Origin of the sequence: uncultured Psychrosphaera sp., from assembly GCF_947500655.1 — a bacterium.
Taxonomy (GTDB): domain Bacteria; phylum Pseudomonadota; class Gammaproteobacteria; order Enterobacterales; family Alteromonadaceae; genus Psychrosphaera.
Genome location: NZ_CANMSK010000014.1, coordinates 47,018 through 67,011 on the forward strand (window position 1 = coordinate 47,018; position 19,994 = coordinate 67,011).

The following is a 19,994-nucleotide window of genomic DNA, read 5'->3' on the forward strand; positions in this document are numbered from 1 at the left end:
TTTTTATGCTGGTGTTTAATGTCACAAATTTAACTGGAACTGTTTGTTTAAGATTTGCTTGGTGAAGCTAGTTCTTAAATAAAAGCCTTTTGGTGGCGCTTGGATTGGTTGGCCGTTTTGATTAAACGCTTGAGTTCTTACTGAGCTGTCTGCTGCTTTTGGTCTTAATTGTAAGGCTTCTCCATGAGTGGCGTTGATTTTGTCGTGATGACCAAAGGTAATAAGTTCCATTAACTCTTCCCAGTCTGTTTGCAAGGTTGTTTCTTGCTGTTCATCCATCTGCCATAAAAACGGAGTGGCTATTTGTCTTAAAGGAACGGGAATGTCACGTTCTGCAATAATAGGTACCCATAAAACATGGCGTAGTTTTTTATAAATGGATGACTCGCGCCATGTTACTGGTTTTGATTGAGTTATTGATTGCGTTAATTGGGCCACAGAAACAAAGGTGGTTTCCAATGGCTTTCCTTCACGACTAATTGGTAAGGTTTTTAATTCAACACCAAGTAGCTGAAAATCAGGTTCCGGCAAGTTGCCGGCACTTGCGCCTAAATAGGCTTCCAGTAATTGTCCCGGCCAACCTTTTTCTACTTGTAGATTCTCGGGAACCACGACATTTAGCTCTTGAGCAAGATCACCTAAAGTTAACCCTGCGATTAAGTCTATTCTTTGCTGGAGCTCTTCAATTGTTTTTGGTGGTGGAGAAAAGTTCATTAATTAACCAAGTAAACCAATTATTATGCGACAAGGGATTATCTAATTAACTTTAACTGGATACCAGTTAAATTTTGGTTTGCTCTAATGGCTCCTTTGTGGAAGAATCAGTGTATATAGAAAAGAATAACAACAGGTGACACTGTGATTGATGCTGAAGGGTTTCGTCCCAACGTAGGCATCGTGATTTGCAACCATAAAGGTCAAGTTTTTTGGGCTCGTAGATACGGCCAACATTCTTGGCAGTATCCTCAAGGTGGGATTGATGAAGGTGAAACGCCTGAACAAACCATGTACCGAGAGTTAGAAGAAGAAGTCGGGTTAAAGCAGGATGATGTTGAAATCCTTGCTGTTAGTAAAAACTGGCTAAGATACAGGTTGCCTAAACGACTTATCCGTCGTGAAAGTATGCCGGTGTGTATTGGTCAAAAACAGAAATGGTTTTTACTACGACTTCGTTGCAAAGAATCCGATGTAGATTTATTAAAAACCTCTCATCCTGAATTTGATGATTGGAGATGGGTAAGCTATTGGTACCCAATTAGAAACGTCGTGTCGTTTAAACGTGATGTTTACCGCAGAGCAATGAATGAATTTGTTAGCGTTGTTATGCCATTTGTTAAATCAAATTCTGGCAAAGGTGACTCTGGCGGTAATAAGCCGACAAGCCATCGTCATAAACGTCGTGGTAATAAGTCGACCTATAATAGGAATAATCAAAATAAACAACGTGGATAGTTTTGCCTGATTAATTAATGGCTTTGAACTTCTAGGGGGTTGATAACAAATTATGTTAAATGATTTAAGAAGTATTACTCATTCATTTGTACAGGAGCCATCTTTAGAGATGGCTTTAGCTTCTTTAGTCACTGATATAAAACGTGCTTTAAACTCCGATTGTTGTTCTATTTATTTGGCGGAAGCCGAACAAACGGTATTACGTTTGCAAGCCACCGATGGATTAAACCGAAAGGCCATTGGTTTAACCCAAATGGGTTTCGATGAAGGCTTAACCGGTTGGGTTGCACAACGTGAAGAGCCAATCAAAATCTATAATGCTAAACGCCATCCTAGATTTAAAAACTTCCCAGATGTACAAGAAGATGAATTCACTGCTTTTCTAGGTGTGCCAATTATCCACAGACGCCAAGTCTTGGGTGTTATCACTATTCAGCAATCACAAGCTCGTTTGTTTGACCAAGATGAAGAAGCATTTCTTGTTACTTTAAGTGCTCAATTAGCATCGTCAATTGCCAACGTTAGTCTTAGGATGAAATCAGAGTCAACCTATGTTGAGCATGAGAATAACTCTTTAGTCTTAAAAGGTGTTTCTGCATCTTCAGGTGTTGGTATTGGGCATTCTTATCTTGTTCAAACTGAAATTGATTTGTCAGATGTTTCTTTACGTAAAGTATTAAATCCAGAATTTCAAAAAACTCGTTACTTTAATGCAGTCGAAGCAACTCGTGCTGACATTAAATTAATGGCTGAACGTATGTCAGCGCATTTACCTGCACAAGCATTGGCGATATTTGATATTTATTTACAATTACTAGAAAACGCTAGTTTAGGTAATGAGATTGTAGAAAAAATTGATATAAATTGGTGTGCCGTTTCATCACTTAAAATTGTGGTTGAACGTTACGTATCAGAATTTGAAAAGATGGAAGACCCTTATATTAGGGAACGTGCTGTTGATGTTAAAGATCTAGGCCGACGTCTATTAAAGCATTTAACTAACGCGTCATCTCAAGATAAAGTTATTCCACAAGCCGCGATTATTATTGCGGAGGAAGTTACAGCTTCCATGTTGGCGGAAGTGCCAAGAGATCAAATTAAAGGTATCGTTTCCATTAAAGGTGCGGAAAACTCTCATGCTGCCATCATGGCAAGAGCATTGGGTATTCCTGCGGTTATGGGATTACGAGATGTTCCGTTATTGCAACTCGATGGTGTAGACATCATAGTTGATGGTTATAACGGACAAGTATTTACCTCTCCTGCCGAAGCGATAGTTGAAGAGTATAAAAATTTAGAGTCGGAAGATTTAGAGTTTGCTAATCAGTTAAAACTTGAGTCGGACGAAATAGTACAAACCGCCGACGGCAAGCGTATTTATTTATCTATCAACTCAGGAATGGGGTTTGATGGCGAGTTTGCTGAGCAAGAACATATAGAAGGTATTGGGTTATATCGTACTGAATACCCATTTATGATGCGTCAACGTTTCCCGTCAGAGCTTGAACAACAGCAATTATATCAACAAGTATTAGGCGATTTTACTGGCAAACCTGTTGTTATGCGTACGTTAGATGTTGGTGGCGATAAACAATTACCTTATTTTCCTATTATTGAAGATAATCCATTTTTAGGCTGGCGTGGAATTAGATTAACGCTGGATCATCCTGAAATATTTTTAGTGCAAATTCGTGCAATGATCAAAGCTAATGTGTTTACCGATAATTTGCATATCATGTTACCTATGATATCTGACATTGGTGAAATTGATGAAGCAAGACGCTTGTTTAACCAAGCTTATGCTGAAGTGCAAGACGAATTAAAAGAAGCTGATGCGGCGGCTGTTGTACCAAAACCAAAATTTGGTGTGATGTTAGAAGTACCATCTATGCTATTTCAGTTAAGACATCTTAAAGGTAAAGTTGATTTTTGTTCAATTGGAACTAATGACTTAACTCAGTATCTACTAGCTGTGGATAGAAATAACGATAAAGTGGCTAATTTATATGACGCATTTCATCCAACCGTATTAAATGCGATTAAAATGATCGCGGATGTTACTAAAGAAATTGGTATTCCATGTAGTGTTTGTGGTGAATTAGCCGGAGATCCCGGCGGCGCTATGTTGCTAGCAGGTATGGGATTTACTCAATTAAGTATGAATACCAAAAACTTATTACGAGTTAAATGGGTATTGAAAAAAACCAATTCAGAAAAATTAACTGAATTAGCCAATGACGTTTTAAATTGTACTCGTCCAGATCAAATCAAGTTTAAAGTGAATCGATATATGTTGAATATTGGTGCTGCCAGTATATTACGAGCTGGGAAATAAGCTTATCGTAAAAAGTACTTGTTATAAGTACATGTACATACACTCAAAATAGGCAGTAAACGTTTTGTTAGAAATATTATATATAGCCCCAATACTTGGCATAATTGCAGGGTTTTTGTCTGGATTATTAGGTATCGGTGGTGGGATTGTCTTAGTACCTGCTTTATTGTATTTACTACCATTATTACCCCAAGTTAATTCAGATAATGTTGCTATTATTGCGGTTGCTACCTCATTAATGACGATTGTTATTACGGCATTTTCATCCGCCAAAAGTCATTATAAAAGAGGCAATCTTCATAAAGAAATAACATTACCAATTGCTGTTGCAGTGGCAATTAGTTCGGTTGTGGCACCTTATGTCGCGATTTGGATGGGCAGTTCTTTGTTAACCAGCGTGTTTGCTATTTTATTATTTGTTTTGTCTATTCAGATAGCAACTGGCAGAAAAAATAATCCAGACGTTGATAAGTTACCGTCTAATAAAGTATTGGCTTTCGGTGGTTTGTTTACTGGATTTTTAGCTGCAATTGCTGGTTTAGGAGGCGGTGCGATATTAGTTCCTTACCTAACCGTTGTTGGCGTAAATATTAGAAAGTCGATAGGTGCGGCTGCGGCATGTGGAATGATAGTGGCTATTTTTGGCTCAATTAGTTATTTCATTAGTGGTCATGGCTGGACTGATAGTGTTCAGTTCGCCGGTTATGTACATTGGCCAACCGCGTTAGTTATTATGTTGTTCTCTTACTTTACGGCTCCTTTGGGTGTAAAAGTAGGGCATAAGTTAAATCAAGTTCAGTTAAAAAGAGTATTTGCCATCTTTATGATGGTGGTCGCCACTAAGTTATTATTTGATCAGTTAGCCTAAGTATAGTTTGGTCGAATAGTTTAAAAGATTCATTTAACTGTAAAACAGTCGTGTTTAAGTAAAATTAATTAAAACTAAATAGTTTATAAAAATAAAGTTGAGGTTGTATTCGTGTTAGCAGATCCTATTATTTTCCCAGCAATTGACCCTATTATTGTGTCGTTAGGGCCAGTGGCAATCCGTTGGTATGGTTTGATGTATTTAATTGGATTAGGTTTTGCCTATTTCTTAGCAATGCGTGAAGTGAAAGCTAACCGTTCTCCATTTACTAAACAGCAAGTTAGCGATCTAATCTTTTATGGATTTATGGGCGCAGTATTGGGTGGCCGTATTGGTTATGTATTCTTTTATCAATTTGAGCTGTTTCTTCAAGATCCGCTGTATCTGTTCCAAATTCAACAAGGTGGCATGTCATTCCATGGCGGTTTGTTAGGGGTCATATTTGTATTGATCGTGTTTGCTAGAAAAACCAAACTAACCTTATTTCAAATTGGTGACTTTGTTGCGCCATTAGTGCCTATTGGATTAGGTGCTGGACGTTTTGGTAATTTTTTAAACGGCGAGCTATGGGGCCGAACCACGGATGTTCCTTGGGGGATTGTATTCCCTGGCGCAGGTCCGTTACCGCGTCACCCGTCACAACTGTATGAGTTTGTGTTAGAAGGCATTGTTCTCTTCATTATTGTATTTTGGTATACCCGCTCTAAACGAGCTGTTGGCTCTGCTGGTGGACTGTTCTTATTAGGTTATGGTTGTTTCCGCTTTATTGTTGAGTACTTCCGTCAGCCAGACGACCATTTAGGTTTATTAACTTTAGGTATGTCGATGGGACAGTGGTTATCATTACCTATGGTATTTGCCGGTGCAATTGTTATGGCGATTGCGTTTAAGTTAGATAGCAAAAAAGCACAATAGTATTTAGTTGCGAGTTTCGAAACTCGAATGCAGGAATTAGACAAATGAAACAGTATTTAGAATTATGCCAACGCATTGTTGACGAAGGCACTTGGATAGAAAACAAACGCACGGGTAAACGTTGTTTAACGGTTATTAATGCTGAGTTAAACTATAACGTTGGTGATAACGAATTTCCGATGATCACCACGCGTAAGAGTTATTGGAAAGCCGCTATTGCCGAATTACTTGGTTATATCCGCGGTTACGATAATGCCGCAGATTTCCGTTCTATTGGTTGTAATACATGGAATGCTAATGCTAACGACAATGATGCATGGCTAAACAATCCTCACCGTAAAGGTGAAGACGATATGGGACGCGTTTATGGCGTACAAGGTCGTAGCTGGGCAAAACCAGATGGTGGTTTTGTTGACCAACTTAAAAAGCTGGTTGATGATCTTTCTAACGGTATTGATGACCGTGGGGAAATCTTATCGTTTTATAACCCTGGCGAATTCCACATGGGCTGCTTACGTCCATGTATGCACACACACACGTTTTCTTTGTTAGGTGACACTTTGTACTTAACTAGTTACCAACGTTCTTGTGACGTACCGCTAGGGCTTAATTTTAATCAGGTTCAAGTGTTTGTTTTGTTAGCATTAGTTGCTCAAATTACAGGTAACAAAGCAGGGAAGGCGTATCACAAAATAGTAAACGCTCACATTTATGAAGATCAGCTTGAGTTAATGCGTGATGAACAATTAAAACGTAAACCTTTTGCCTCACCAAAGTTAATCATTAATCCAAAGATTAAGTCGTTAGAAGACTTAGAAACATGGGTAACTATGGATGACTTTGAAGTAGAAGGTTATGAATGCCACCCACCAATTGCGTATCCATTTTCGGTTTAGTTTATAGCTAGATTTTTTTAAAAAGCGTGAATAACGCTTTATGTTTAAATCATAACTAAATAAAAAGTTAAATAAAAAGTTAAATAAAAAGCAGAGTCACTTTAAAATGTGCCTCTGCTTTTTGTATCGAGTGGTAGTTGAATTTAAGTTCAGCCTGAGCTGAGTGGTTATTCATCTTTCCAGCGTCGTTTTATGGTTAATATTTTTTCAAGTTCTTGTTTAAATAAAACAACTAACTCAGGGTCAAAGTGTTTACCACTTTGTTGTTCAATAAAGTCCATAGCTTTTTCTACTGGCCAGGCACCTTTATATGGACGAACACTGGTTAATGCGTCAAATACATCGGCTATTGCGACAATTCGGCCTTCAATCGGAATATTGTTACCCGCTAATCCGTTTGGATAACCTGAGCCATCCCACTTTTCGTGATGAGTAAGCGCAACCACTTTTGCAAGACTGATCAGCTCTGAGTCATCATCACCTAAGATATGAGCGCCAATTTCTGGATGTGTTTTCATAACATCAAACTCTTGCTCTGTTAGCTTTCCTGGTTTTTGCATTATGCTGTCAGGAATTCCTATTTTTCCTAAGTCATGCATAGGCGCTGCGTGTAATAGATCATCTGCACTTTGTTCAGTAAAGCCATAAGCGAGAGCAATGATCTGAGAGTAATGGCTCATACGCATAACATGCATGCCTGTTTCATTATCTTTATATTCAGCGGCATGACCTAAACGTTGAATAACTTGCAAACGTGTACGTCTTAATTCATCTGCTTGCACAAGTGATAAATGAGTCTCGACTCTTACTTTGACAACTGCAGCGGAGATCGGTTTAGTTATGTAATCGACGGCGCCTAGTTCAAGCCCTTGAGCTTCATCGGTATGATCATTTAATGCAGTAACAAAAATCACTGGAATCTTTTTGGTAATGGTTTCCGCTTTTAATCGTTTACAAACTTCAAGCCCTGTGATGTCTGGCATCATAATGTCTAACAATATCAGATCTGGTAGTTTCTCTTTTGCTAAACGCAGTGCTTCCATACCACTTTTAGCGAAAACCAATCTATATTGTTGTTGTAATACTTGTTTTAAAACCCGTAAATTAGTGGGTTCGTCATCAACAATTAAAACAGTTGGTTGTTTTTTTCTCATTATATTCCCCCTAATAACTTTCTAGGTGCTGTTTTAACTCTGATATATGCTTAGAAGCACATTCAAATTCAAAGTCATTAAATGCATTAAAGATTTTGTTTATGTTCACCGAATATTTAGAATCCTTAAATTCTAATAATTGAGTTAATAGTTTTTCTTCTACTTCATTGTCTTGAGCTTTTTTATCTAGTATTAATAGAAGAGCAATTAATTTTTCTACATCAATATCGGTAACTGTGGTTTGTGTAGCTTGCTCACTTTTCCACTGCCTTGTTTTTTTATCTAATTGTTTAAATATGACATCAATTTTTTCAAAGATAGACTCAGATTGGTCAGACTCGTCTTTCACAGCGGACTCGAGCTGTGTAAATAATTTGTGTAATTGGGTTAATGCTAAGTTTCCAGCCAGGCCTTTATATGTATGAGCTATTACTAATACTTCAGGCCACTTTTTGTTTTTTATGTTTTCATTCAGTAAGGCCATTTCGTTTGTCTGACTATTCATAAAGTTATACATTTGTTGGTAATACTCGTTGCTACTTCCCCATAAAGCTGTGCCTTTACCTTCGTCAAACAATAAATTATTTTTCTTGGCTCTAGGCGTTACGATAATTGGCTCAATATCAATGTTAAGTACTTTTGCCATTTCATTACTGAGTAACACAAAATCAATCGGTTTATTTGCAAAGCCTTGCATTCCTGCATTTTCAGCAGCTAATTTATCATCTAACAGCACACTTGCGGTTAGTGCAATAACAGGTATTGCTGGTAAGTTATTCTCTTGCTCGTATAGCCTTCTTTGTTTAGTTGCATTAAGTCCGTCTAAGACTGGCATTTGAATATCCATTAAGACTAAATCAATACCATCACAATCACTCATTCTAATAAGTGCTTGTTTACCATCTCTTGCGGTAACGACCTTATGACCATCTCGTTCTAATAATACTGTTAATAGGTCAATATTTTGCTGAATATCATCAACGACTAACACTTTTAGTGGTGGTAGTTTTATTCGCTCAATTGTTTGTACTTCAATACTTTTAGTTGTTGCGGGTAAAGGTATGTCGAATGAAAACTTACTACCAACATTAAGCTGGCTTTCTGCTCTTATTTCACCTCCCATAAGCTCAACTAATTGCTTGCTGATAGTTGTGCCTAATCCTGTACCTCCGAATCGTCGACTCATGGAGGCATCAGCTTGTGTAAATGCTTCAAACACTGAAGATAATTGTTGTTCATCCATGCCGATACCTGAGTCTTCAACTTCAAATCTGACGTTTTGATCGTCAATAGGGGAAACGGTAATGATCACTTGTCCTTCGGCGGTAAATTTAATTGCGTTACCGATTAAGTTGGTTAGTACTTGGCGAATACGCTCTGGGCTACCTAAATAGTAACCTTCTAGTTTGTGTGAAATATTTGTATTAAGTTCCAAGTTTTTATTACGAGCTTGTAGCCAAAGAGTTGAAATAACTGCGTCAACTTCTTCTATCAATGAAAAAACTCTAACTTCTAAATCTAATTTACCTTTATCTAATTTGGCTGTATCTAATATGTCGTTGAGCAAATGTAATAATGATTTAGACGAGTTGTTAATTGTTGTCATATGACGAACTTGTTCTGGCTCTAAGTCGGTCTCTAATAAAATATCACTGAAGCCTATAATCGCATTCATTGGCGTACGAATCTCGTGACTCATGTTTGCCATAAATGCAGCCCTTGCTTCAGCGGCTTGTTCAGCTACTTCTTTTGCTTGTCTTAATTGTAACTCCATATTGCGGCGCTCAGTGATATCCATAATAAAACCGTCTAGCCAAATCTCTCCTGTGTCTTCGTCTTTTATATAATTGCCAAACTCCATAACCCAGCGGATATCATTATTTTTGGTGATAATGCGATACTCTAAGCTAAACATGTTGTCGATGATTGGATTGGATTCAATACTTTCTTTATCATCTGGATGGAATAAGTCTGAAAAGTTACGTTTATTATTTGGAGTTATAAAGTCGGAGGCTGGATAGCCTGTTATTCCTTCAACGGCATCACTGATAAATAATAAAGGCCAGCCTTTTTGATCTAAACAGCGATAAGCTATGCCAGGAATATTACTGATCAAAGATCTAAATTTGGCCTCATTTTCTTTTAAGGCATGTTCCATTTGAATACGCTGGCGAATGTCAGACATAAACCCAACAAAGTAATTATCATTGGCAAGCTTTACATGGCCGATGGCAAGACGAATATCGATTAAGCTTCCATCTTTGTGTAGGGCTTGAACTTCTCTACTTGCGCCAATAATTTTTGCATTGCCTGTAGATAAATAGTTATCTAAATAATTGTCGTGGGAGTCATAATGTGGATTAGGCATTAGCATTTTTACATTTTGCCCGATGATCTCATCGGGTAACCAACCTAGTAATGAATAAGTCGCTTGGTTGGCACTTTCAATTATTCCTTTGCTATTAATACTAATAATGGCATCTACTGCAGTATTCATCATAGCTCTTAAGCGGTGCTCACTTACACTGGCTTGACGTGATATTTCTCTATACCGATAAATTAAGTTTATACCTAAAATTAATGAAATAATGACGATAGACGTTACCGATACAATAACGGCTAAATAAAATGATATTTCATTGGTTTGTTTACTTAATTCTAACCCCGGTGGTTTTACAAAGCGTGCCGCTGCCATACCTGTATAATGCGTGCTTGCAATAGCAAGCCCCATAACAAGGCTTGCAATAAGGTTGGCTTGCAGGTCTTTATTTTTCCATTTCCTTAATAAACCAGTTCGCACCCATAATGAAAGTATGGCAAAAGTAATAGCTATGATTATAGATAGAATAAAAATAGATAAATCGTAACGGAGTAGGGGAGCCATCTGCATTGACGCCATTCCGGTGTAATGCATAGCGCCAATACCTGTGCCCATTAATACACCCGCAATAATGAGCGGTTTTATTCCTTTTTTATGTTTTTGAAGGTGGTCAAGTGCAACAGAAGATGCACCCACTCCAGGTAATATGGAAAGTAGAGTTAATGCAAAGTTATAATCAACGACAGTACATAAATCAAACGCCAGCATACCTATAAAGTGCATAGACCATATTCCGCCACCTAAGGCTGTGCTACCACCAAACAAAGTTATACGTCGTCGAGCAATTGATATGTGTTCATTATTATTGGTTGCTAATTGTAATCCCATAAAGGAAGCCAAAGTGGCAATGAACAATGATAAAAGCACCATACCAGAATCATAACTTCCATAGATAAGAATACTATCAGGGGAAATAGAAAATAAAGAAGTAACCCAATTAAACATATATAACTCTTAGTTGAATGAACGATTTTTAAATAGCTTGGTTTTTATATAGAACAATCATTCTTGCGCTATTTTATTATGTTGCTCTGAAAATAAAGCATAAAGCAAATCTGATGCGACTGCTAAGCATAGCTTAAATAAGCTAATTATCCTGTTAATTAAATTTAATATGGTTTAATCCTTGCTTATACATTTAAAACAAAGAGCCATTTATAAGTAATATAATTTTTAATGCTGAAGTTATTACCGTAAATCTACATATTTCGTGGCACATTAATTGCTTTTATTGAGCTATGAATGAATAGAGTGAACAACCTATGAACCGAATATTATTATTACTTTTATTGCTAGCTTTAACTGGATGCTCGAGCTTTACTGAACCAACACCTGAGAGCCAAAGGCCTGTAGATAAAGAAGCATTGAGCTTTAAGTCTCCTGTGTCAGAAGGCAATCTGCATTATTACGTTGAAAAATTAGCTAGACAATTATTTGACACAACGAATATGTTTGATACTTCTAGGCCAATTATTGTCGGTACATTTTTACCCGCTGAAACTTTAGTGGTTAATGATAGTGATAAGTTGACGTCGTACGGTATACAAATTCAAGAAAGCTTATCGACTTTACTAACTCAAGCAGGGTTATATGTTGTTGAGTATAAAGCTTTATCAAAAATCAAAATAAAATCTAATTCGGACGTTATGTTATCAAGAGATGCAGATGAGTTGGATTCACTGGTCAATGCAGATTTTATGTTAACCGGAACATATATACAGCGAGAAAGTAGTTTGATTGTAAATGTTCGTTTAATTAACGTTTCTAACAAAAAAGTAGTCGCTGCCGCAACGGATTACATTCCCATTAATAGTATGTGGAATCATTCAAAAATCTCAATGAGAAATCAGCAATTACATCGTAGCGAATACTAGGAGCAAGTCATGAATAAGTTATTAATACCATTGTTATTTTCTACAATATTGTCTGGATGCATGACAATGGGATCAGAAGAGGCTAACAACTCGGCCGTCGATCCCCAATCTGTAAATAACGGGTCGGCTAATAGAATGAATTCTCAAGGTCAAAACTCGAATTCAGCGGTTAACTTCCAAGATAGTTATCGTAATAAATTATTATCAAACATGGGTAATGCATACCAACGTCGAGGTAATAGATCTCAAAGTATTAAAGATGTTAACTATTATGTTCGAGGTTTAATGCAAGAGTTGGTAGGTAACTTACAATATGTAAATGCCTCTACTCCTGTTGCGGTTACTAATTTTGTATTTTTGGATGGTTCGTTTGAGAACTCAGATTTAGTTGGTAAACAACTATCTGAAAGCTTTATTCATGAAGTTCATAAGTTTGGTATTCCAGTACTTGATTTTAAAACAACGGATTATATTCGAGTTTCTCAAAGCGGCGACTTTGTCTTAAGCCGAGACTTTCTAGAGTTAAATAGCGACTTACCAATACGTTACGTTGTTGCTGGAACATTAGTAAGACATTTAGCTGGATATATGGTTAATGCTCGAATTGTTGGTATTGACTCAAAGGCTGTGGTCGCATCAGCGCAAGGGTTTATCCCAGCTAGTGTGATCAATTCATTAATATCTGGCAGTATAAATGACGGTATCCCGTTAACTTCGAATTAATTGTAGGGCGTACACTATGGTACTTTTAAAATTAAGAAAACGACATGTATTGCAATTGTTTTTAGTTAGTACTTTAACAGCTTGTAGTATGAGTTCTAATATGTCAGGACGAGCGCTCAACTCTAACGATAATATCTGCGTTTCTCAAAGTGGCATGGTTGTTACTTGTGGCGTGATTGTACCTAAAACTATGAATGATTCAGGGTCAAATATTGATACTGATTTAATGAATTCCCATACCTTAGAAGCTAGTTCAAATAGTGTAATGCTTGGTGAGTACGTTGAGCAAATAGCGACAGATTTACTGCAAAATATGTTAGTTCCTGTTACTGAGACTTCTGTTGGAATTACCCCATTTGTTGAGTTTTCAACAAACTTGTCTTCTATAAATATGTTAGGTGCTATTTTAGCCGAAGAGTTTATATTTGAATTACAACGTAATGGCATAATGGTTGTTGATTATAAAGTTCAAGATAGTGTAGAAGTGAAGGGCAGAGGCGACTTTATATTCTCTCGAGACAACACAAAGTTAACCTTAAATGGTGTGATGCAGTATGTGCTAGTTGGTACTCTAATTTACAATAAACAGGGGATTTGGATTAATGCTCGTATTGTTGACATTGAATCTAAGAAAGTTGTTTCCTCTGCAAAAAAACTCGTACCGTATTTCATTTTAGACAGCATAGTGCCGTTTGATACCAGTAAAGCTGAATCAGCTAACTAGGAGTCGTAAATCGTGAATAAAATAAAATTTCTTCTGCTAACCAGTTCTGTAATATTTTTTGGCTGTAGTTCAAAACACGAAGAACCTACAGGGGTTAAATCTACGTCAATGTTACCTGTTATTTCAAATCAGATGCATTTGAAAAAGACTATTATTAATGACTACGATGCTTATCAACAAGTAAATTACGACACGATTAAGTCTAATAACTCTGAAGATCAATTAACCCTATTAAACTCTCAAGTAGAGTATGTGGTAATGGACTTAATCTCTAACTTAGATGAGAGATTAATTGATTCACCTATTATTATCAGACCTGTTTTATTTAATGTTGACGAAAGTTATAAAACTCGTGAAAGTGAAATTTTAATAGAGTCTGGCTTTGAACTAACGCTAAAAAGATTTGGTTTTGACGTATTCAACGATAGAAACCCTAGAGGTAAGCTAAACGGTAATGAATGTGTATTAGACATTACTGTGACTTCAATTAACGATAAAGTTATTTTGCTATCAACTTTGAAGTACCTAGATTCAAATAAAATTAGAGCGGTTAAGCAAATCTATATATCTGATTATTTTTTCAAGGACTTTGTTGACGGTATAGAAGTCAGCAATGATATTGAAAGCGATGAAGAAAAACCAGAAATGCAACTTAACTAATGAACATAAAGGTCCTAGAGTTTTACTGATGAATTCTAAGGCCTTTAAAACGCTTATATTTATTTTAACTGCTACAAATTCTTTAATTACTATCTAAATTCATTATTACAATCTCATCCAAATCCAAATCCAAATCCAAATCCAAATCCAAATCCGGCAACTTATATCAGTATACTTGGCAATTTTTTACCTAGTAAGTCGTTGTTAATTTGTAAAATAACTAATCCGTTATTATTCCATTTAAATGACTATTTAACGTTCATTTTGATTTTTAAATAAACGAATTAAGTTGATTAATTGAGCTTTTTGTCAAACTTGCTTGTTTTTTATTCGGTTGAGCTGTAAAACATAATTAACCTGCTTTCAAAATGGTGAATTTAGTCATTTGATATATCCTTAGTAGATAAGTTAATAAGATTAGAGGTGTTTCTTGATTGGTAGTGCTCCAGAGCTAAATAAGTATATGCAACGTGATGCTGCCATATTGTTATATGGTAATGCTGTATCTGGCATTCTGATCAGCATATTAGCCTCTAGTTTTTTGGCATTTGCATTTCACGATCCCCTTACTGATTCATTCAAACAAATATGGTGGCTAGTAATGACCTTTTTGTTAGTGATCAGAGGAATAGATGTTATTTGGTGGAAAGTTAAACTGCAAAATACTAAGTTCGATGGCAAACACGCGGTTAACCGTTTTATTGCTGGTGCGAACCCAACTGCAGTTTTGTGGTCTGTCTATTTAGTTTATTTGACGATATATAACAACGGCATAGAATTGACCACGACTATCATTGTTGTTGCAGCTATGGCGGGAGGCTCAGCTACTGTGTTGGCAGCTCATAAACCTACCGCTATGTTTTATGCTTTTATTTTACTGGCTCCCGGTTCAATCGGTTTATTAGCTTCAGGTGAATATTCACTGAAGTTACTTGGTATATTGGGTTTTGCTTTTAGTATCGTGATGCTTATTATTTCAAAAAAATCAGCTGAATTTACCCTTCATACCTTATATTTAAGAAATGAAAACACGGTGTTACTGCATCGTATGGAAGAGAAAGTCGAACAACGTACTCGTAAAATTTACGAGCTTTCAAACTTAGATCCTCTAACTGGTTTGTATAATCGAACCGCCTTCTTAAATCACTTAAAGTCCGTTATTAGCAATACAGATAAAACCTTTGCTCTGTTATTTATAGACTTGGACGGCTTTAAAAAGATAAATGATTCAATTGGTCATCAAGCTGGCGATCAAATTTTAAGAAAAACAGCTGAACGTTTAAAACAAAGTGAACTCGATACCCAACTACTATGCCGATGGGGCGGGGACGAGTTTCTTATCGCACTTGAGAATACAGGGAAGGTTGAAGCTATTGGAAAGTCTGTTCAGCTAATAGCTAGACTCAGTGAGCCGCATAATACTGAAAATAGTGTATTGTCTGTGGGCGCTACGATAGGCATTGCGTTATATCCCGAACATGCTGTAACAGAAGACCATCTTATTCAATCTGCAGATATGGCTATGTACTATCAGAAAAAACAAGCCCCTTCATCGGTCGGTGTCTTCTCTGAACAAATGGAAAAACTATATTTTCATGAATTAAGAATGAAAGACGGACTTACTAAAGCAATTGAAAAGCAACAACTTAGATTGGTTTTCCAGCCTTTAGTATTATCGATAAACCATCAACTTGTCTCTTTTGAAGCGCTTCTTCGTTGGCAATTTGATGATGAAAATATTCCTCCAGATGTGTTTATACCTATTGCAGAGCAATATGGTTTAATTCACCAAATAGGTGCCTGGGTGTTAAAAAATGCTTGTTTAGAAGCTAGCTCGTGGGATGTCGAACTGGGCATATCCGTCTGTGTTAATGTTTCTGTGATCCAATTAAACGATGAATGCTTTATTGATGTAGTAGACGACGCACTTTCAAACAGTGGTTTGCCTGCTGAGTTATTACACATAGAAATAACTGAATCTGTTTTTGAGTCAGATACTGGCTTTTTATCACATCAAATTAAGAGTTTACAGGCTAGAGGGATTAAAGTGTCAATAGATGACTTTGGTACTGGCTATTCTTCTTTATCAGTAATGCAGGACTTAGCGGTAAATATAGTGAAAATTGACCGCTCATTTGTCAATAAAATGAATAGTAATGGTTATGCCATTATTTCTGCAATTATGAATATAGCTTCATCGTTAGACTTTTTAGTTGTAGCTGAAGGCGTTGAAACTGAAGAACAGGCCAAGGAGCTTTCCTCGCTAGGCGTACATTTTCTTCAAGGATATTATTTTTCTAAACCGATGGAAGTGGCAAATATCTCAAATTTTTTAAGTAAAAAGATTGAGGTTAACGAATACTAATATGTATTATCGTTAACCTTATCCGTTATTTGGTTTAAGTCTAAAGATTAAGGATCTTCAGTAAATTCCAACTCAGCACTGAGGGTTTGTGAGCTGCCACTAGCTAGACCATCTGGAAAGGTTAATGTTCCAGCCATATATACAGTTATTAAACCATCAGAGCCTGTACTAAAGTCTATATAAGTATCTGGATTTAGATTAGTCGCTTCCTCGCCCAAATTATTAGTGAGTCTCAGTGTAGGCTCCAATATAAAACCATTAACATCGCCAACAGTAGATATAGCTTTGATTTCTATATTGGTATTGGCTGTTGCGGTAATTGTGTATTTACCAAGAGTTCCATCTGACACACATAAGGTTGCGGGTGTAATATCACCAGTGATCACGTCCATTACACAGCTACCTGCTCTTGGACTGGTCTCGCCAAAGTTTATGTCTTGTACTACGGTTAAGACTTCCCCCGCAGCAAAGATGAATTTAGAAAATAATAAAAGTGATATGAGTAGAGTATGTTTAATGTTTAACAAGGAATGCTCCTTTTTTTACGCTATCGGGTAACTTATCGAGTGCATTTCTGGCATTTAGTGGCGAGGTGTAATCACCTAAATACAGCTTACAATAAGAATCAGTTTCAACTATGTATAAATGGTCAAGTTTTCTGGTTATCTCTTCAAATGCAGCTGTGTCACATTTTCCGTCTTTTATTACAGCTGACAATTGTATTGAATAGGCTTCCACTTGAATTGAATAAATATCTTCGCCTTCTCGGTAAATGACGGTGAAACCATCATCAACCAAGGTTTTTGGCATGGTACTCTTATATTCGTCAGCGGCAGCACCGGTGCGGAATTCACCAACAAACACTTTACAATTAGTTCCTTCAATAATGTAGAACGCATCAGCAAAACCAGATTGTTTCAACTGCGCCACTCTTAATGCACAATACTCTCTGCTATCGTATGCGCCAAACTGAACCGTATAAAACTCATTATGAGCTAATTCTGATGTGTTTTTTAAGTGCTCTTCTACATTGATTAATTCAAAATCAGGGACTTCAACAAAGTTGGTGCCTGTTTTTATATTAATTAAGTGCTCAGCGGGTAATGAAACTAAACCTAGCTTGTCTAAATACCCAGGTTCAATTCGTATTTTATACTTCCCAGGCCACATTTTCTCTAAAGAATAACTACTGTTAAAATCACTTTTAAATGTTTTTAACACTTTATTGTTCATTGTTACTAACTGTAAAGGGATATTAGGAGGCACGGTTTTATCAGATAAGTTAACAATTAAGCCATCTAAATAGGAGGTATAGTTAAACGGTACGTCAAATGAAGTCACACCACCGGCATGGGTATAAAAATATACATCTTCATAAACCGGAGAAAGCAAATCTGACTTGGTTTCCCTAGTGTCATAGTTGATTTTAAAAGGTCTACCTATACGAGCATTAGGCAAATAGGTATAACCTCTCCTATTAGTAGGGAGATCTTGCCAATAGGGGACTGATCCAAATTTTACACCACTTAGGGAAGAATCAAATTCATCAAAGCTGCCACTTTTATTTCTATCATGGTAAGTAAATAAATCCAGTGTTGATGATTGTGCGCTGTATTCACTTTGTAAATTCACCTCATTTTTATAATAGTCATAATCTAGGTTGAAGGTGATACCTATACCAATACTCCACTCGGTTAAACTTGAATAAGCCAGACTACTAGTTAAGTTAATTTTTTTAGTTTTCCAGGCAAAACGATTAACTAACTGATATACATCATCTTCGTAGAGGTTAATATCAAACGAACCATTCATTTGAGCTAACGTACGCCAATTAGTGCTAAAATGTACAGACCTTACACCAGCTTCTTGCTCTTCAACTTTATTTAATAAATAATTTAACGAGAAACGAGATGTAATTAAAGGTGTAAAGCTTTTCGTTAAGCTTAACTCTCCACCGATTACTTCTTTATCTGGATTTGTAACAATATCGCTATGAGTTTTGGTATATTGAAACTTGTTACTTATGTTGAAGTCAAAAATTGGAGCCGATAAAGCTAATTGATAATTTTGTATATCAACATTTTCTGCTATATACACGTTATTTGTAAAGCCTGATATAGCTGTAATACTTAAGTTATCAAACCGAGTAAAGTAATTAGCTGTAATGGAACTACTTTCTGACGTATTATTTTTATTACTTTGGGCTGCGAACCGATAACGACTTTGTTCTCCAATAGCGCCTACTAAGTTTAAGTTGTAATTATACTTATCCGTGTCGTTAAGTGTGGCACTAATATCTAATAAAGAGTTAGGTAAGGATTTAGATAATGATAAAATGATTTGTTCTTCTTTTTCATTAGCTATACCTGCAAACTCTTGACTTAAATAGCCTATACCAGCACTAGTTTTATTACCTAGACCTATATTAGACTGTACATATAAAGTAGGAATGAATTCCGAATTTATATCTGAATTTGAGTTATTGAATATACTTTTAGTTTGATCTACATAGTTGACGGTAAAGTCGATATTGCCTTGTTTTATAATTTGATTACCTACAATAACATCAACATTTCTTGTTTCTGTTTCACCATAAGGACCATATAATTTTAATGTAAATCTATTGGTCCCATAGTTTACGTCTATATCTTCAAATAAAACTCTACCGTCTTCTGTGGACGTTGTAATAGCAATTAAAAAGCCATAACGATAAAGCTCAACTTCCCACCCAGCAGGTACATTCTCATCTATAATTGCTTTACCGTAATAGTTATTAAAGCGTTTATCTATGGTACTGAAGCTAAAGCCTAATCCACTTACGGCTGTACCAAAACGAGTTAATGTATTAGATACATCACCAAAAGAATAATTATTTAATACCCCAATAATCTTTTTAGTAGGACTTATTTGATCACGTCTAAAGGTTAACCTACCTGCAACATCATTATTTACCGTATTGGTATTCAAAGTTAGATTTGCAGCATGGTTTAATACATCACCGTATAAACTTAAGTTACTATTAAGGTAGGTGTTGTACTGATTTTTTGTTAAGGTCAAAGCGACTTGCCCTTTTGGCGGTGTGAATAAACGGTATTCATCGTCAACCATGAAATTATAATGAACGGTATCACTTGGTATATAAGCTAGTTCTTTAGACTCTCTTAACAACCTAACTTCAATAGGGAAGTTTAAGGCTTTTTCTTTAGGAGTTATAATTAAAGATAGGGAATCATATTCTACAACTAATTCTGATCGTAGTAACTCAGACATTAATTTAATATCAAAATAATAGCCCAGTTCAGTATTAGACCAATATGCAGGGCCATTAATGGATGAAGCTAATTGTTGTAAGCTAGTATCAATCTTTATATCAGCAAAACCGCCAATAAATTGGCTTGAATCAGGATTGTATGTTAAATCTATTTCCAATAACGATTCAATTAATTGCAGTGGTGCTAATATATTACCATCGTTAGTGCGATAAAATTCAGCACTTTGATATAACGTTTTTTCTTTTAGTACAATATCAAATATTTCGTAATCTAGTTCTTGTTCATTTATTTCTACTTGCTGTGAAAAACTCGCAGTAGATGTAAATAATAAAACAAGAATAGCAATAAATGAAAAAAATCGAAAAAACGTTAACAT

The 19,994-nt window shown here is 36.1% G+C and carries 15 protein-coding genes; 10 read left to right on the forward strand and 5 right to left on the reverse strand.

The window, feature by feature from the left end; all coding sequences use genetic code 11:
* Nucleotides 1-21: 21 nt before the first annotated feature.
* The gene (gene mutH, locus Q0940_RS12130; protein ID WP_299268875.1) at nt 22-714 is read right to left on the reverse strand and encodes a DNA mismatch repair endonuclease MutH; all 693 of its coding nucleotides are present in this window, start codon (nt 712-714) and stop codon (nt 22-24) included.
* A gap of 144 nt (nt 715-858) precedes the next feature.
* Between mutH and rppH the strand changes: the two genes are divergently transcribed.
* The 5 genes from rppH to Q0940_RS12155 all read left to right on the forward strand — a co-directional run bounded on the left by rppH (nt 859) and on the right by Q0940_RS12155 (nt 6,466).
* The gene (rppH, locus tag Q0940_RS12135) at nt 859-1,452 is read left to right on the forward strand and encodes an RNA pyrophosphohydrolase (RefSeq protein ID WP_299268877.1); all 594 of its coding nucleotides are present in this window, start codon (nt 859-861) and stop codon (nt 1,450-1,452) included.
* A gap of 52 nt (nt 1,453-1,504) precedes the next feature.
* Complete coding sequence (gene ptsP, locus Q0940_RS12140) at nt 1,505-3,787, forward strand: phosphoenolpyruvate--protein phosphotransferase (protein WP_299268879.1); 2,283 nt, start codon at nt 1,505-1,507, stop codon at nt 3,785-3,787.
* A 64-nt stretch (nt 3,788-3,851) separates the two neighbouring features.
* Nucleotides 3,852-4,655 (forward strand): sulfite exporter TauE/SafE family protein, encoded by an 804-nt coding sequence (locus Q0940_RS12145; RefSeq protein ID WP_299268881.1) that lies wholly within the window; start codon nt 3,852-3,854, stop codon nt 4,653-4,655.
* 111 nt (nt 4,656-4,766) lie between these two features.
* Nucleotides 4,767-5,570 carry a prolipoprotein diacylglyceryl transferase gene (lgt, locus tag Q0940_RS12150; protein ID WP_299268883.1) on the forward strand — a complete coding sequence of 268 codons (804 nt, stop codon included), beginning with the start codon at nt 4,767-4,769 and terminating at the stop codon, nt 5,568-5,570.
* Nucleotides 5,571-5,614: 44 nt separating this feature from the next.
* The gene (locus Q0940_RS12155; protein WP_299268885.1) at nt 5,615-6,466 is read left to right on the forward strand and encodes a thymidylate synthase; all 852 of its coding nucleotides are present in this window, start codon (nt 5,615-5,617) and stop codon (nt 6,464-6,466) included.
* Between the two features lie 167 nt (nt 6,467-6,633).
* On the opposite strand, the gene Q0940_RS12160 is transcribed toward Q0940_RS12155, so the two are convergent.
* Nucleotides 6,634-7,620 (reverse strand): HD domain-containing phosphohydrolase, encoded by a 987-nt coding sequence (locus Q0940_RS12160; protein WP_299268887.1) that lies wholly within the window; start codon nt 7,618-7,620, stop codon nt 6,634-6,636.
* Nucleotides 7,621-7,630: 10 nt separating this feature from the next.
* On the reverse strand, nt 7,631-10,945 hold the full coding sequence (locus tag Q0940_RS12165) for an MHYT domain-containing protein (protein ID WP_299268889.1): 3,315 nt from the start codon (nt 10,943-10,945) through the stop codon (nt 7,631-7,633).
* 317 nt (nt 10,946-11,262) lie between these two features.
* Here Q0940_RS12165 and Q0940_RS12170 point away from each other — a divergent pair, with 317 nt between their 5' ends.
* From Q0940_RS12170 to Q0940_RS12190, 5 genes are all read left to right on the forward strand, one after another.
* Nucleotides 11,263-11,874, forward strand: coding sequence for a FlgO family outer membrane protein (locus Q0940_RS12170; protein WP_299268891.1), 612 nt, complete (start codon nt 11,263-11,265; stop codon nt 11,872-11,874).
* Nucleotides 11,875-11,883: 9 nt separating this feature from the next.
* A complete protein-coding gene (locus Q0940_RS12175; RefSeq protein WP_299268893.1) occupies nt 11,884-12,597 on the forward strand; it encodes a FlgO family outer membrane protein in 714 nt (237 codons plus the stop codon).
* A gap of 16 nt (nt 12,598-12,613) precedes the next feature.
* Entirely contained in the window at nt 12,614-13,321 is a 708-nt protein-coding gene (locus tag Q0940_RS12180; protein ID WP_299268895.1) for a FlgO family outer membrane protein, read from the forward strand.
* Between the two features lie 12 nt (nt 13,322-13,333).
* On the forward strand, nt 13,334-13,981 hold the full coding sequence (locus Q0940_RS12185; protein WP_299268897.1) for a hypothetical protein: 648 nt from the start codon (nt 13,334-13,336) through the stop codon (nt 13,979-13,981).
* 430 nt (nt 13,982-14,411) lie between these two features.
* A complete protein-coding gene (locus tag Q0940_RS12190; protein WP_299268899.1) occupies nt 14,412-16,346 on the forward strand; it encodes an EAL domain-containing protein in 1,935 nt (644 codons plus the stop codon).
* A gap of 47 nt (nt 16,347-16,393) precedes the next feature.
* On the opposite strand, the gene Q0940_RS12195 is transcribed toward Q0940_RS12190, so the two are convergent.
* Together Q0940_RS12195 and Q0940_RS12200 are read right to left on the reverse strand one after the other, a co-directional pair.
* Nucleotides 16,394-16,873: a hypothetical protein gene (locus Q0940_RS12195; RefSeq protein ID WP_299268901.1), complete on the reverse strand. Its 480-nt coding sequence runs from the start codon at nt 16,871-16,873 to the stop codon at nt 16,394-16,396.
* Complete coding sequence (locus Q0940_RS12200) at nt 16,860-19,994, reverse strand: SPOR domain-containing protein (RefSeq protein WP_299268903.1); 3,135 nt, start codon at nt 19,992-19,994, stop codon at nt 16,860-16,862. Before Q0940_RS12200 ends, Q0940_RS12195 begins: the two co-directional genes overlap by 14 nt.

Excerpts from the sequence above, each read along its gene's own strand:
- Q0940_RS12175 (WP_299268893.1), top strand. The coding sequence starts at position 11,884 with ATGAATAAGTTATTAATACCATTGTTATTTTCTACAATATTGTCTGGA.
- Q0940_RS12180 (WP_299268895.1), top strand. The coding sequence starts at position 12,614 with ATGGTACTTTTAAAATTAAGAAAACGACATGTATTGCAATTGTTTTTA.
- Q0940_RS12200 (WP_299268903.1), bottom strand. The coding sequence starts at position 19,994 with ATGTTAACGTTTTTTCGATTTTTTTCATTTATTGCTATTCTTGTTTTA.
- Q0940_RS12165 (WP_299268889.1), bottom strand. The coding sequence starts at position 10,945 with ATGTTTAATTGGGTTACTTCTTTATTTTCTATTTCCCCTGATAGTATT.
- mutH (WP_299268875.1), bottom strand. The coding sequence starts at position 714 with ATGAACTTTTCTCCACCACCAAAAACAATTGAAGAGCTCCAGCAAAGA.
- Q0940_RS12170 (WP_299268891.1), top strand. The coding sequence starts at position 11,263 with ATGAACCGAATATTATTATTACTTTTATTGCTAGCTTTAACTGGATGC.
- Q0940_RS12155 (WP_299268885.1), top strand. The coding sequence starts at position 5,615 with ATGAAACAGTATTTAGAATTATGCCAACGCATTGTTGACGAAGGCACT.
- ptsP (WP_299268879.1), top strand. The coding sequence starts at position 1,505 with ATGTTAAATGATTTAAGAAGTATTACTCATTCATTTGTACAGGAGCCA.
- Q0940_RS12160 (WP_299268887.1), bottom strand. The coding sequence starts at position 7,620 with ATGAGAAAAAAACAACCAACTGTTTTAATTGTTGATGACGAACCCACT.